The sequence below is a fragment of the Pseudomonas sp. 31 R 17 genome, from assembly GCF_900004915.1.
In the GTDB taxonomy this organism is placed as follows: Bacteria; Pseudomonadota; Gammaproteobacteria; order Pseudomonadales; family Pseudomonadaceae; genus Aquipseudomonas; species Aquipseudomonas orientalis_A.
The window spans coordinates 33,069-47,228 of sequence record NZ_CVTN01000086.1; the positions used below are offsets into that span (position 1 = coordinate 33,069).

11 protein-coding genes are annotated in these 14,160 nt (G+C 60.9%); all 11 read right to left on the reverse strand.

Annotated elements, in window-relative coordinates; all coding sequences use genetic code 11:
- Nucleotides 1-445: DUF6708 domain-containing protein (locus tag BFP89_RS29525; protein ID WP_370671237.1), on the reverse strand; the 445-nt coding region annotated here is incomplete at its 3' end.
- A 157-nt stretch (nucleotides 446-602) separates the two neighbouring features.
- Nucleotides 603-3,884 (reverse strand): T6SS effector BTH_I2691 family protein, encoded by a 3,282-nt coding sequence (locus tag BFP89_RS25790; protein ID WP_176718443.1) that lies wholly within the window; start codon nucleotides 3,882-3,884, stop codon nucleotides 603-605.
- 2 nt (nucleotides 3,885-3,886) lie between these two features.
- Nucleotides 3,887-4,468: a hypothetical protein gene (locus BFP89_RS29100; RefSeq protein ID WP_141689138.1), complete on the reverse strand. Its 582-nt coding sequence runs from the start codon at nucleotides 4,466-4,468 to the stop codon at nucleotides 3,887-3,889.
- 350 nt (nucleotides 4,469-4,818) lie between these two features.
- Nucleotides 4,819-6,849 (reverse strand): type VI secretion system Vgr family protein, encoded by a 2,031-nt coding sequence (locus BFP89_RS25800; protein WP_065888266.1) that lies wholly within the window; start codon nucleotides 6,847-6,849, stop codon nucleotides 4,819-4,821.
- 27 nt (nucleotides 6,850-6,876) lie between these two features.
- A complete protein-coding gene (locus tag BFP89_RS25805; RefSeq protein ID WP_065888267.1) occupies nucleotides 6,877-7,134 on the reverse strand; it encodes a PAAR domain-containing protein in 258 nt (85 codons plus the stop codon).
- A 74-nt stretch (nucleotides 7,135-7,208) separates the two neighbouring features.
- Nucleotides 7,209-7,730 carry an Hcp family type VI secretion system effector gene (locus BFP89_RS25810; RefSeq protein WP_065888268.1) on the reverse strand — a complete coding sequence of 174 codons (522 nt, stop codon included), beginning with the start codon at nucleotides 7,728-7,730 and terminating at the stop codon, nucleotides 7,209-7,211.
- A gap of 103 nt (nucleotides 7,731-7,833) precedes the next feature.
- Nucleotides 7,834-8,679 (reverse strand): type IVB secretion system protein IcmH/DotU, encoded by an 846-nt coding sequence (icmH, locus tag BFP89_RS25815; RefSeq protein WP_065888269.1) that lies wholly within the window; start codon nucleotides 8,677-8,679, stop codon nucleotides 7,834-7,836.
- The gene (tssK, locus tag BFP89_RS25820) at nucleotides 8,672-10,018 is read right to left on the reverse strand and encodes a type VI secretion system baseplate subunit TssK (protein WP_065888270.1); all 1,347 of its coding nucleotides are present in this window, start codon (nucleotides 10,016-10,018) and stop codon (nucleotides 8,672-8,674) included. Before tssK ends, icmH begins: the two co-directional genes overlap by 8 nt.
- Nucleotides 10,019-10,055: 37 nt before the next feature.
- Nucleotides 10,056-11,408, reverse strand: a complete 1,353-nt coding sequence (tssJ, locus tag BFP89_RS28065; protein WP_083208159.1) for a type VI secretion system lipoprotein TssJ — start codon at nucleotides 11,406-11,408, stop codon at nucleotides 10,056-10,058.
- The gene (tssG, locus tag BFP89_RS25830; protein ID WP_065888271.1) at nucleotides 11,405-12,427 is read right to left on the reverse strand and encodes a type VI secretion system baseplate subunit TssG; all 1,023 of its coding nucleotides are present in this window, start codon (nucleotides 12,425-12,427) and stop codon (nucleotides 11,405-11,407) included. Before tssG ends, tssJ begins: the two co-directional genes overlap by 4 nt.
- Nucleotides 12,391-14,157: a type VI secretion system baseplate subunit TssF gene (gene tssF / locus BFP89_RS25835; RefSeq protein ID WP_065888272.1), complete on the reverse strand. Its 1,767-nt coding sequence runs from the start codon at nucleotides 14,155-14,157 to the stop codon at nucleotides 12,391-12,393. Before tssF ends, tssG begins: the two co-directional genes overlap by 37 nt.
- Between the last annotated feature and the right edge of the window lie 3 nt (nucleotides 14,158-14,160).

Genomic DNA, 14,160 nt, shown 5'->3' on the forward strand with positions numbered 1-14,160 from the left:
TGGTGCGGCTGAAGGGTCTGAGGCCGTCGTGGCGGAAGCGGTAGACATAGACTTTGCGTCGGAAGCGGTTGAAGCGGATGGGTTCGTCGCGGGGGGCTTCGGTGTCCATTCGCCAGAAATAGACGCCTCCCCACAGCGCAGCAGTAAATGCCAAGAGCAAGAAAATGCTTGGGATCGTCGGTGGCGCACCCACCTTTAATATATAGGCGATAAACATGACGGGGGCGGCTGTTGCAAGCGAAAACATAAAAGGAGTTAACCAAACGCCAACCCCGCGAGCCCTTAATGTGGCACGCGCCAGTTCAAGGTACACATTGTCAACATGATTGGGCGGATTCGAAAGTACGGGAGGATACGGTTCATTGGAGGGCGACTCGTTTGGTCCCGGCAGATCGTGCTTCCAGCCAGGAGCAGGTTTATCGAGTAAAGGTGTTGTGAATAGCATTGGAGTAGTTCCAGTTGGGGGTGAGAGCTGTGTTTTACCTTCGCTTCAAGCGGGCAGCGGGCAACCAATAAGCAGGCACACTGTTGATGATCACCAGCGATTGTTGCCATGGGAAAAGTAGGCAAATGCCCATGCCAAGCTCACCCAATGCTGTGGTTTACAAGCTGTCCATCAAGATGAGCTCGGCGTAGGCATCGTGAATGTCGCGATCGGGCCAGTAGGTTACCGACAAGGTCGCCGCTTCAATGTTGTGCCGGCGGCGGTCGGGCAACAGTACGACCGCGCCTTTGATATCGTTGACCTGCGAGGTACGGGCATCGGCCAACGAGACGGTGCGAACTTCCTGCGTGGGCAGGGTGCTGTCGGCCCGGTAGTCAGGTTTGTTCGGGCGTTTGGGCACCGCCAGCGCCGCTCGGCGTTCGCTGGCGGCAGTTGCCAGGATGGGGGGACTCAACTCGCCTTCGGCCAACACTTCGCCGCCGGTGTACTGGTTGGCCGAGCCGTCGCCGTGACGATGAACCGTTAGTGACCAGCGATAGGCCGACCGGTTGGCGTCGAAGAACGGCAGAACCAGGCGATATTCGAGGTGCTGTTCATGGACCTGCGCACCCACGCTGCCCATGGGGCCGCCCCACCCGTGCGACCCGCTATCGACAATTCGCAAGCGGAAGTTGACGCCGGCCTCAACGCCAATGGTCGCGGCATTGAGTTCGGCAATGGCGATGTGGGCGTGTTCTGGTTTGTTCCAATGAACAGGTGGAACTTCGTTGTGCATTCCAAAGAAACAACGGCGAGCCCAGCGGTCGAGAGGTGTCGATTCTTCTCTTTCGGCCCACTTGTACAAACCATATCCTGCTAATCCGAGAAATATGGCTATACCAAGTGGACCGAGCAGCGTGCTGGCTGCGGTGGCGGCAGCCCAGACACCAAACCCTGAGCCAACTGCTGAAAGCAGCGTGGAGATTCCATATCCCCATGCAGCGAAAGTATCGCCGCCCTCCCAAGTACGATTAGCAGCAAACCCCGCTCGCGTCGCATCGTACAATCCCGCCACAGCACCAATACTCCCCCCGACCCGTACTAATACGTTGCCCACCCGTGCAGTCGCTCTTGCTGCAGTCATCGCCTGGGCAGACAAGCTGCCCGCCTTCTGCGTCTGCACCGCCCCCTTTTCCAGTGCAATGCCTACAATTTCCACCCCTCCACCCAACACCCCCAAACTACTGCCATACAACGCCAACCTGGCCTCAACGGCCTTTTCGCCCATGGCTTTCTCCGCTTCCTTGAGACTTTTGTTCAGCGAGTCGCTAAGCAGGTACATCCCGCCCATCGCCATCAAAAACTCGCTACTGCCGACCGCGCCACGCAGCCCGGTAAAGCCAGTGCGAACCCATTCAGCCGCGAGGTGCGAGGACACCTTGATGCCTTGCAACACCTTGCGCGCCTGCGGGTCCAGGGTGCCAACCCCGGCTGCGATTTCGACTAGCGCAGCGTGGGCACCTTTACCTAACTGATCCACGCCGAGGTTGGCCTGACGCATCAGGCTGTCCTGCAGTTGGGTGACCTGGCCTTCCACCCAGACGCTGAGGGTCACGCTGAGGTTGGCTATTTTGGGGTCCAGCACCGCCAGGCTGAGCAGGCCGCCCTGAATCAATGGGCGCACCTGTTTACGCACCTTGCGGGCCTCATCGTCGGTTTTGCCCAACTCATCCTTGAGGCCTTCCCAAGTGCGGTCGATGGCATCAGCGGCCTTGCGTTGCAGGTTGCGCAGTTGCTCGCATTGCAGGGCGTAGTATTCACCTAGCTTCATCTTCACCTTGAGTTCGGTCAGATGAATACCGTTGTAGAGCAGTTGGCTGGCACTGTTGAGACGCGAAACCGCCCGCCCCACACCAGGGCCGAGTGATGGTTGCAAGCGGGCGGCAGCGGCGTTGAGGGCGCCGAGAAGCTGCGCCATGGCGTGCTGTACACGGGGGCGGACATGCTGCCTGAAGTCGTCGTTGGCGATGAGCTTGGTAATGGCGGAGTAGAGCTTTTCGCTGTCGTTCCAGTCGCTGTCGCCTGTCGCCTTGAAACTGGGCAGCAGGTCGGCCAGCAAGCGTTTGTCGCGCAAGAGAAGGGCACGGTAGATGGGGCTCTGTGGGTCGTTCAGCCATTCACTCCACAGGGAGGCGCTATGGCCGTCATCTTGAGTCGCGGGCGCTTCACTGATACCACCTTCCAGGCATAGCGCCATGGCCTGGCTGTAGGCCCGTCCTGATGGGCGATCATCGCCGTCGTAGTCATTTTGCTCGACACAAACAAACCGGCTGGAGCGACACGCTGCCGCGTAGGTGTGCGCGCTTTGGTCGATGTAACGCTGATAGTTCGCCCATTCTTGCTCATAGCGTTGGTGAAACAGGGCACGGCTTTGTTCATCGTAGCGTTCCTCCAGGTTCTGGTTGGCGGCGAGGGTGCGCTTCTGGACGATCCGCTCGCGTTGCGCCTCAGGGCTGGAAAATACCGGTGGGCCATCGCCGGTCATGGGCTCGACGGAGGCCGGTAGGAGCGTCTGGTCTTCTGCCCGCTCACGGTGGACTTCGCGAATGGCCAGCAGTAACTGAGAGGTCTGGTACTGATAAGCCCGGTCCGGGTCGTTCATCCAGGTCTGTCGCTGCTGGATCCAGCGGTTGCGGGTGTCGTTGAGCTCCTGCACCAGGCCGATGATGTCATCCAGTACAAACGCAAGGACGCCTTGTTGGAGCTGATGCTGCGGGATGGCGTTGCGCAGGAAGCCCTTCAGTGCGCTCAGGCGATGGGCCCGGCTATGGAAACCATGCACGCTGTCGAATCCTGGCGTTGATTCTTGCTGCGACAATGGGGGCGCCGGGTGCCGCTGGTATTCGTAGACCTGCTTGTCCACCTGCAGGTTTTCATCCGTCATGGCCAGGCCAACACTGGCGGGGTTGTCGCGTGCACTGGCAAGGTCGAGCTTGTGGAACCGCTCTGAAGCATGACCGGCCTTGTAGGCATCCAGCACGCTGGCAGGCCACGGGTCATTGGCAAAGGCCAGCCACGCTTGGGTGTGTTTGCTGGTGTCGATGTTGAGGAACGATGCGGGGCAGTCGTGATTGGCCGCGACGCAAGCATCGGACAGCGGGGTTTCGTTGGCAGGGGCAGGTGCGTAGGGGTTGAATTGACGCAGGTAACCATCCGGGCTGACCTGATAGGCCTGCCAGATTTTGCGATCCAGCAATACATACAGGTAACCGGCGCGCAACGTGCGTAAGCCCAGGCGCGTATCAATGTGCACGGTATCCGGCCGCACCGGCTCATTCGGTGAGCGCGGCACCAGCGCGTGGCGCAATGGCAGGATGGGCAGCCCTTTACGTTGACAGGCCTTGCATTGATCGTTTGAAACGGCGGTTTCGGCTATGGCGATGCTCAGTTGAGTGCCCAAGGTCATTGAAGTGCTCCGGCATGGGTCAGATCCGACACGGCCCGCTGCCAGGCGTTGTCGTTGTAGGGGGCCAGCAATTGGCTAAGCGGCGCTTGCCCTTGGACCGCTTGCTCAATCAAGGCGCGAACGCCGGTGTGCTGGTGCAGGTGCGGATGCAGCATCAGGCGATGCAAGGCTAATGTCAGGATGTCGTCCTGGTGGCTGAGCCCAAGCTGGCGGGCTTGCTGGATCTGAATATAGGCCTGTGCAGCCGCTTGGGGCGGGAGTGCAGTACGGCCGCCCCAGCGGGCCGGGGCATACACCAGCGGCAAGCTCAGGGCGCGTCGCCAACTGCTTAGCAAGGAGGACACCATGAGGGCGTCCAACTGCACGGCCGCCGCGCAGGAACTCATGGCGGTGCGATGTTCGGGTTTGCCCACCAAAACGCTGCCGGTACCGCTGCTGGTGGGCACCAGCCAGTGACGGATCGGCCACCAAGGCCCCTCATTGCTACGGAAGGTGCCAGCCAGCAACTCCAGGCGAAGGGGCTCATGGACCGGAAAAAACGCTCGGCCCTGCTCCACGGGAAGTTGTCCGAGCGACACGATGTGGGCACTTAGGTCTCGGGATGGAGCGCTGCTACTGAGCCAGCCGCACATGTAACGTTTGTAACGGTCCAGATCCTCATGGGCGCGTAAGGCGGATAGCGCCAATAGTTCTTGCGACGGTGAGGTCCCCGGCGTGGCGAGGGCCACCAGCACTGGGCAGGCCGACGGCGTATGGATTAGATCGGGCCGATGCAGAGGCGTGACGGCGTCATTGCCAAGCGTTTGACGCAATGCCTCTATATGTAACGGATCATCTGCGGCGCAGTCGGCCAAGAGGTCGAGTAACACGTACAGCGTTGCATCGGGTGCATGCTGTTCGGTCACGAACGCTTGGACGCTAGCCGGGGTCATCGGCTTTTCTCCACACAGCTCTGACCTGATTCAGGTTGCAACTGCAGCGCCAAGGCTTGGCCATTGCCTGGGGCCGTAGAGCTCACCGGACCACGTAGGGTTATCGCTACGCCATTGAGGTGGATGCCTTGGGCATCCAGCGTGAGGCTGCCGCCGGGACTTTGAAAGACCACACGCTCGCTGGCTTGCAGTTGATAGACCGTGGTGGTGTGGTGCATGCCCTGGCCGGCAGTTAGACGATGTTGCCCCGAGATCGTTTGCCGGCTGTGACCGCCCACTTCGCTTTGGTGGTTGGCCGTGGTGGTGTCGTAGCGATTATTGCCGACCCGCACACTGCTATCCCGGCCGATAGTTGCCTCATGGTCACGTCCGGTGGAGAGCGTGTGGTCTCGACCGATCTCGTGGGACTGGTCGTTCCCGATTGTGATCTGATCATCATTGCCTACTTCCTCTTTGCGGTTATTACCCACAAAGGTTGTGTTGTCATGTTTGATATGGACGTTCTTGTCCTTTTCAGCGTGGATGTACACCTCTTCCTGCCCCAGCTCATCCTCAAAACGCAGCTCATTGAAGCCTTCGCCCTTATGCGTACGGCTCTTGATGGTCATCCGCGTCTTGTGCTTGGGCAGCTCATATGGCGGCAGGTTGGTCTCGCGGTAGGTGCGGCCCGTGGCGATCGGCTGGTCAGGATCGCCGCTTAGGTAGCTGATCACCAGCTCCTGACCAACGCGAGGAATGGCCATGGCACCCCAGGTCGCCCCGGCCCAGCCCTGAGCCACACGGATCCAGCACGAACTCTGATCGTTGTTTTTGTCCGAGCGGTCCCACGGGAACTGCACCTTGACCCGGCCCCATTCATCGCAATAGATCTCTTCCCCTGGCGGGCCGACTACGGTGGCGATCTGCGGGCCGTCGATGCAGGGTTTGTCGCACAGCGGCGCTTTCCAGTCGGACATCCAGTGGATCGCGCTGGCCTTCATTTCGTAGGAAGTGCCGCTGTCGCTGCCGAATGCTTCCTCCTCCAGGCTGCTGTGCTGTTTGCCTTCGTGGGTAACAGCAATGGTGCGCCAGCGATCATTGAAATCCTCGCGGGGATGCTCGTTGAGGTCGAAGGCCAACCCCGGTTGCAGTCGCGCATCGTCACCGGCCACATGCGCAAGCTTGGCGTCGTTGCGCAGCGCGGTCAGGCGGGTCTTGGTAAAGGGCTTGCCGGCGATGTCGCGTTTGTAGCGGCCGGGGTAGTCGTAGCGTTCGTAGTCCTTGTGCTGGTTGTTCAGGTCCTGGTCGCCGGTGGCGGTGTGCTGCTGGTTGTAGCGCGGGTGGGTGAAGGTGTAGTCGCGCTGTACCTGGCGGGCGGTGCGCACCTGTTCGGTGTAATGGAAGCGGGTCAGTGCCGGTTCCGTGGCGTCGCCGCCCCCCATGGGCTGGTAGATCACCGGACAATCGGTGTGGGTACCGATGGTGCCCAAACCGCCGACGCGGTCGGTGAGGACGAGCGTGTGGCCGTCGGCGCGGTGTTCGAAGGTATAGAGCAGGCCTTCTTCGGCAGCGAGGCGGGCGATGAAATCGAGGTCGGTTTCGCCGGCCTGTACGCAGTATTCGCGGGGTTGGTGCTCGAAGCAGATTTCGCTGCGGATGTCGGTCAGTTTCTGCTCGGCCAGCATGCTGGTGATGATGTCAGGCACGGTCTGGCTCTGGAAAATGCGCCAGTTGGAGCGCAGATCGAAACGCTTTAAGGTCGGTTCGACCACGGCGGTGTAGCGGGTGCGGCGAAAGCCGGTGTCACCTTGTTGGAACAGACTGACCAACCCGTGGACGTAGCGCACCGGGGTGTCGCCACGCCATAGGGTAAAGAGCCCCGCCAGATCGAGCACGCGATTGAAGTCGATGGCAGCGTTGTGGCTGGCCAGTTCCAGTTCCAGTTTGAACGGCCGGGACAGTCCTTCTTCAAGGGTGAACGAGACCACGTCGAAGGCGTCGCCTTTCAAGGGTTCAAAGGTGAAACGCAGGTCGCTTTGGCGGGGCATGGGGCCTCCAGGTCGAGAGTGTGAATGTCAGTCGATCAACCAGCTGATATCACCGTTTTCCAGTTCTCCATCGTGATCGGTGGTATCGCCGACACGGGCTACTGGCTGTCCATTGACGGTCATCGAGGGCGAGCCACTGGTAATCACGGCACCGCAACCCAGGGCGTCGCCGACAAGGGCGACGGCGCGGCCGTTGACGGTGACGTTGCGCGTACCGCTTTTAACCGTGGTGGGGCCACACATCGGGCAATCATGGTCGTGACCGACCAGAACGACGGCAGGCATAGAGCCTCCTTAATATTGGTTGAGTCAGTGAAGGTCCTGCCGCTGCGCGTACCGCAGCGGTGCAATGGGCGCGCTTAACCCGCTGCAGCGGGTTTGCGCCAGTCGTCCGAAGCTTCAGTGCCGGCCACAACATGACTCCAACTGACCTTGCGGTAAGACAGGCTGGTCTTGATCAATTGGGTGTAGTTGGAGTTGTCGCTGTCCTGGGCGTGAGGCAATACGGTGTGGATGTCGACGACGGTGGCCTCTTCCAGTTTGGTGGTGAAAAAGTGTTCCTGTTTGCCATCGGTGGAGGTACGGAACCACTTGACCTCAACGGTCGGCAGCATTTCGCCGGTGGCCAGGGCCTGATAAAGCAGTGGAGAAGCTTTGTTCAGCGCACTGGTGAAGATCAGCGGTTTATGCACGCGCTGTCCGGTGGGTTGGCCGCTTTGCGGGTCGGTTGGGGCACCAATCTGATGGTCGATTTCCTGGGCGAGGATTTCGTCTTCGTGGCCTTCCACATAAACGTTGCCCACCGAGTCGGCGGTGAAGGCACCCTTGGTGATATGGCCCTGGTTTTTGCCGTGGATGCTGATGTACGCGGGTGTTGGCATGACAAGCTCCTTGTCGCGATGATTTAACGACCCTGAGGTCGTGGGTTTTGGCCCAAGAGGCCATGGCTTCGCAGGCGCTCGGGATGAGCACGCTGAAAATCGGTTACAGGTGAAGCACTCGCTCCAGCGACACCAGCACCTGCTGGGTGATGGTGTTCAGGCGGATTGAGTAGATTGTGTAGGCGACCGTCAGCACGACGGCGGCCATGGCCCAGGGCGTCCACAATGGCAAGGCGCGTTTGATCCGGTAGTTGCGCGGCGCGACGTTTTTCAGCGGGTCGGTCAGGCGCTTGGGCGTCTCGCCGCGCAAGGGGCGCAACAGGCCGTGCAGTTGGTCGATGATCTTCTGTATTTCGTCATCGCCCTTGATATGGGCGCCGTATTTGCCCTTGAGGCCGGAGATCAGGCACTGGTACATGAACTCCAGCACATGCTGATACCGGGCCGCTTCGGGGATCATGTTGTTCATGACGGTGAAGAATTTTTCGCCGCCCTGGGTTTCCCCGTGGAACTGGCTGAGCAACGAGCGTGCACTCCAACTGGAAAGCCGGCCCCAGGTAGTGCGCATGACCACTTCGTCAATCAACAGGCACAGGCTGTAGGAGTAGGCCTTGAGCATGCCGGCGTCGTAGTCGAGCTGGCTGACTTCTTCCATGATCGTGGTGATCTGGTTGCTGACGCTTTGGTACAGCGCAGGTACGTCATCGTGGTGATCCAGTCGGCGCAGACGGATGACCAGGCCGATCAGTGGCGTGGCGGCATCGCACAGCGGATTCCAGGCCACGCCGCGCAAATCGAATTCAGGGTCGGCGAGCAGCACCGGCGGCTTTGGCTTGGCCTGCTGCTCAACGGGGTCCGGTTCTTCGCTGGCGGTCGTCTGTTGCAAATAACTCAAGAGCTGATTGTTGTCCGCAGGTGGCGGGGTTTCGGGGGGCGTTGCTTTATTCATCTCTTTCACTCCTGATCGCCCAGAACTGCAACTCCAGCTCCGGGAATTCACCGGCAATATGGAAACCGAACCCGCTGCCGCTGCTCAGGCTTTGCCAGGCAGGGTGATGGCGGTCGAGTTCGAAGTAGCTGAAGCCGGCATGGAACGGCAGGTGCCGCGGCGCCACAGGCAGCGGCCGCAGTGGAATGCCCGGCAGTTGCAGGCTGACCAGTTGTTCAAGGCCTTCGGTGGAGGTGATCTTGATCTGCCTGGGCAGTTGCTGACGCAGGGTCTCGGCGGGCAGTTCGGCGCGCACGGCCAGAATGAATTCGGCGTTGTCCAGCAGACGCTTGTCGTTCAATGCGGCGCTGCGCACGCCGTACTGCTGATCGACGATCGGCAGCGACACCGCGCGTGGTTGCAGCACGGTGCCCAAGGCACGGCGCAGTGTGTGTTCCAGCATCTGGAACGATTCACGCAGGTTGTCGTGCTGGTAGGCCGGGTATTCCTGAGGCAGGTGGCCTTCGTCGGTAAAGGTCACCAGTTCACCGCAGGCCTGGGCGAGTGCGATGTACAACCGCTCCGGGTGGACCTGACGTTGCCGGGCCAGGTGCTGGAACAACGGGAACAAGCGGTTGAGGGTTTGCAGCAGGTTGAAGTCGGTGACGTCAGCCACCCCCGACTGCCCCGGTGAGCCAATTCGCTGGGCCAGGTTTTTGGCGCGCTCACGCATCAGCCCGGCGACTTCACCCAGGTAGCGGTGCAAGGCTGGCACCGCTTGCAGGGACAGGCTGGTGGGATAGAAATGCTCGTCCATCACCAGGCTGCCGTCCGGGCGTTTGTCTTTGATCCTGCCCAGGGCAATGCCGGTGAAGGCGCTGCGGTCGCTGCGTTCGAGCATCAGTTGCAGGTTGGGTACGGCCAGGTCCATACCGATCTGATCGCCGTCATCGCTGTGGGTGTCGCGGATTTCCTCGCGGCGGGCGATGTAGCGGCTGTTGCCGTACTGGTCGGGCCAGCGCACCTCGAGGGCACCGTTGGAGCGCAATGGCAGGGCCAAATAGACGATCTGGCCGACCGCGCCGCTGTCAGCGATCTCCAGCGGGGAGGGCGGTGGCAGGTCGTGGGGAATGTCGAAGATGCTGCCGTCGGGCATGATCCCGCGTGCCCGGATAATGGCGATTTTGCCGAAGCTCAGGTATTCGTCGTTCAACGCCAGTTCGCTGAAGCCGTAAAGGGCGTCGTTGAGGCTGTGCAGGCGCTGGTGCAAGACGGCTTCGGCGGCGCGGGCCTGTTGCTGGAAATGCTGGGGTTTGACGAACAAACCTTCATGCCAGATGACGGGGTTGCGTGAACTCATCAGGGGTTACTCGGGGCAAAGGCGGCTGAAAAAGGCATCATCGGGTTTCTCCTTTGAGGCTGACCTGGGCGGTATCCAACTGCACCAGCACGGCGTACTGGCGGCCCCTGGGCTCGACGCGCAGGCGTTGTTTCCACTGGCCGACATCAGTGCTGTGGTAGTTGGCGATCACCGCGATAAAACGGGTGTCTTCATCCAGGGCGCGCAGGTCGATGAACTTGAATTGGCCGGGGTTGAGCAGGTAGTCGTCGGCGCGGATGTAGGTGCTGCCCAAGGTCTTTTTCAAGTCGTCGGCCATGGCTTGCGGGCTGGCGTTGACCAGCAGCGAGTCGTCGGTCAGCTGCAAGACTTTAAAGGCGATGGGCGTGGCGACGAGGTCCAGCGCCGGGTTGCCCCAGGGCGTGGTCAGGCTCACGCCCTGAGCGTCGTAGTCGCCCAGCAGCGCGTCTTCGATGGGCGACATCGGCACGACGGGGGCTGGTGCCTCGCTCAATGACGACTGGGCCGGAACGCTTTCGTAAAGGTGACTGAGCAGGGTTTGTACTTTGTCCGTCAGGGCTTGCGGGCTGGTTGCCTGCACGTTGAGGGTGTAGGGCGAGCGGCTCGCGTCTTCATCCAGTGCCGTGCCGGTGCTGATCAGGCGCGGATTGACGTTGTCGCTGGCGTACAGGCTCAGGGAGTAGCGGCTGGGCTGATCGTCGGGGCCGCCGACCGGGATGGAGGGCGTCCAGATCACCTGGCCGATCTTGCCGAGCATTGTGCAGCCGCCGAGGGTCAGGCAGGCCAGCAACAGGGTGCCCAGGCGCAGGTTGCTGAACAGAGTGCTGGGACGTTTTGGAACGATTGAGCGAACTTCAGGCGGCTGCTTTTTTGAAGGTGGTGCTGCTTCCAGTGCTCGCAGCGGATCGCCTTGCTCCGTCAAATCCACGGGCTGGCAAAGACGCTCGAACTCCGGGCAAGTGCCAGGTCGCCTATCCGCCGGTGCCCGACTCGACAGGTCTTCCTGGTGCCACATGTGCATGCCCTGAGGATGGTCGCCGAGAAGCTCATCGAGCGAAGGCTGTCCGGGGGCGTGTTCGCCCAACTGCACCGCGACCTGATAGGCACCAATCTGTAACCGATCACCGTCGTTGAGGCTTATCGCAACATGGCGCTCAAGCGGCAGGTCGTGACCGTTGACGTAGGTTCTACCGCTGCGGTCGATCACGCAGAAGCGCCCTTCGACGACGCGGATGTCGCAGTGGTTGGGGCGTACGCTGTTGTGGCGATCCTCCAGGCGCCAGCCCACTGCGGCACTGCCGATGCTGCCGCCCTGTGGGCCAAACCGGTGAAGAGGCAAATACCCGTGCAACAACTGCGCAGGATTGTTGATAACCAGGGTCAGCTTCATGCACGCCCCCGAATCCGCACCACGGCGGGATGACGTTGTTCCTGATCTTCGATAAAGCTGGTCCAGCCCAGGTGGGTACCGCTGGCGCGTTGCAGGTTGAACGGCGGTACATCTTCTTCGCGCAGCCCCAGTTCCAGGTCGTAGGCGGTGGCATCGCGCAGCAGAAAATCCATCAACTGACGCAGTCGCGCGAACTGATCGCCGCTGGGCAAAAACTGCCGAAAGCGTGCCTGGGTCAAGTTGGGAATCACTAAGGTGAATTTGCTGGCGCGGGTCTTGCTGCGGTCACCCACCACAAAGTTGCTGCCCAGGGTGCCGTTGGCCTTGCCCAACGCCAGGCGCTGGCGCTGCGGTAAGTTCACCGAACGCACCTCGAATTCACGGATGTATACGCCGTACAAATCGAAGCAATGCTCGACAATGCCGGATACCACTGACGGCGAGCGGCTGCGGTTGGCAATCAACCCGGCAAAGCTCAGCAGGCGACCCCACGGCAGCGGTGTCGCACCGCGCAGGTCGTTGTCGTTCAGCCCGACCATGGAGAAGACGTAGCGCGAAAAGCGGTCGCTGGCCTCGGCCTGAAAGCGGATGTAGTAGCGGTACTTGCGCCAGCTGGTGTGCAGCAGGGTCAGCAGGCGATGGTTGAAAAAATCCATGAACGCCGGGCGAATCCCACGTTCCTGGGCTTGCTCGTAGGCCAGGCGATCAAGGTAATAGCCGGGCAGTGGCGAGTCGGTGCCGTGCAGGCCAAGGAAGCGGGTCTGCAAGCGATAGCGCACCTCTTCGCGGTCCTCCTCAATGCGTGCCGCCTCGACCACGTCGGAGGCCGGAAAGCCCAACCCCGCATGGCTTTGCAGGCGTACTCGACAGCGCGCCGCCGCACTCAAGGGCTGCGCCTCAAGGTCATCACCGTGTAAAGCGTGCAGATGCTCCAGCAGACGGTGAAACGAATAGTTCCGTGCGTCGGCCAGCAGCACATTGGCTAGATCACGGGTTGTCTGCCGCTCAACAGTGGCCATTCGTAGCGCTCGTTGTTAGTGGTATTGATCACTTCCAGGCGATGGAAGGAGTTAATGCTCGCGTAGAGGGCGAAGAAGTGCGAAAGCACACTGGCGAACAGGTACAACTCCCCCTCGCAGAGGAAGGCGTTCTGGTCCAGTTGCAAACGCGTCTGCACGCCACGTACCGGCTGGCCCTTCATTAGCCAGTCGATGGGGGTGGTCACGGCGTCGTGGATGCCATTGAGGCGTTTGCGTGTGGCGCGGGCCTGTTGCAGGTCGTGCAGGGCGGCAAAGTCATAGGCGCGGATGACCGCCTTGAGCGGCTCGGCCGACAGCAACGACAGGTAGTTCAGCGACAGGTTGGAAATCAGCGTCCAGTGCAGGCTGGCATCCAGCACCGGCCGGTAGCTTCGAGTCGGCGCGATCAGGTTGGTGTAGGTGGCAAACGACGGGGTGGCCTCGGTGGACAGCGACACATCACCCACGCCCAACAACGGCGGCAGGTCGCGGTTGGTGCAGGTCAGCTCGATGGACGCTGCTTCATGCTCGCCGATGTACAGGCTTTCATCGCCGCGCACGAAAGCGATGCGATGACGCAAGCCCTCGCGCCCGTGGGACTCTTCGATATGCGTGCGGAAATACAGTGCCGTGCGGCCCCGCGCGTGCTCAATCTCATGCTGGAACGACTCGAATGGGGTGAAGCGCCGCAATGGATCACCCTTGCGCTCCTTGTCGGCGGCGTCCCAGCCGGCCACGTGGTCGACACTGAAAATTTCATAAGCATCATGGCGGTTGCCCGTGGGGCTGATACGGCGTTCCTGGCTGCGTCCATCCAGCATGATGGGCTCGGCATCGTGGCGAAACAGATTGACCGCCGGCGCACAGAACAGGTGAAGGTCCGATGTACGCAAATGCGTATTGACCGGCATCGGCCGGGAGAACTGAAACTCGAAGCGAATCTGCCCAGTGCTGACGGCCGGCCAGACCTTGGCAAGTCGGGTCAGGCTGAAAAAGTGGAACCGCTGCGGGAACACAAAGTATTCCTGCAGGATACGGTAGCCATCGAACACGTTGCGCGGGTAGGGCAGCAATGCCTCTTCGGGAGTGAAGCCTGGAAAGCCCAGCTCGTCGGAGTTCAGGCGATAAGGCGTGTTGTTGACGTACAACGTGACGCTTTTGAGGTAATGGGCCAGCCACAGATACAACGTCAGAGCGGTGGCATTGTCGCCGCCCAAGTGAAAGTCCAACTGGTCGCATTCAAGGCTGTCGAGCGGTTGTTGGGTCAACACGTTGAGGTCGATGCGCAGTGTCGAGGCTTCGCGGCTGTGGGCATCGCTGACTTCGTGCAATGCCAACGGGTACAGGTTGACGTCGGTGCAGGTACGAAACTCGCAGGAGACGCCGTCCACGGGGTTGGCAAACAACCGCGTCCCTTTGGGAATCACTTTGCGTTGACTGATCGCATTGGGCAGTGGCGCGAAGCGGATGATGGTTGCGCTGGGCAACGGCCGCAGGTAATTGGGCCAAAGCATCTGCAGTAGCGGGTGGGTCAGCTCCGGCAAATCGTCGTCGATCTTCATGCCCAGCTTGGCGGTGAGGAAGGCAAAGCCTTCCAGCAACCGTTCCACGTCCGGGTCGCCGGCCTGATCGCCGAGAAATTGCGCCAGCTGCGGGTTATCCTCGGCAAACTCGCGACCGAGTTCGCGCAGGTAGCGCAACTCCTCGGCAAAGCGTTGTTTCAAGTCCATTGC

What these genes read in the sequence shown, in the direction of transcription:
- icmH (WP_065888269.1), bottom strand. Translation starts at nt 8,679, where the DNA reads ATGAATAAAGCAACGCCCCCCGAAACCCCGCCACCTGCGGACAACAAT.
- BFP89_RS25810 (WP_065888268.1), bottom strand. Translation starts at nt 7,730, where the DNA reads ATGCCAACACCCGCGTACATCAGCATCCACGGCAAAAACCAGGGCCAT.
- BFP89_RS25805 (WP_065888267.1), bottom strand. Translation starts at nt 7,134, where the DNA reads ATGCCTGCCGTCGTTCTGGTCGGTCACGACCATGATTGCCCGATGTGT.
- tssK (WP_065888270.1), bottom strand. Translation starts at nt 10,018, where the DNA reads ATGAGTTCACGCAACCCCGTCATCTGGCATGAAGGTTTGTTCGTCAAA.
- tssF (WP_065888272.1), bottom strand. Translation starts at nt 14,157, where the DNA reads ATGGACTTGAAACAACGCTTTGCCGAGGAGTTGCGCTACCTGCGCGAA.
- tssJ (WP_083208159.1), bottom strand. Translation starts at nt 11,408, where the DNA reads ATGAAGCTGACCCTGGTTATCAACAATCCTGCGCAGTTGTTGCACGGG.
- BFP89_RS25800 (WP_065888266.1), bottom strand. Translation starts at nt 6,849, where the DNA reads ATGCCCCGCCAAAGCGACCTGCGTTTCACCTTTGAACCCTTGAAAGGC.
- tssG (WP_065888271.1), bottom strand. Translation starts at nt 12,427, where the DNA reads ATGGCCACTGTTGAGCGGCAGACAACCCGTGATCTAGCCAATGTGCTG.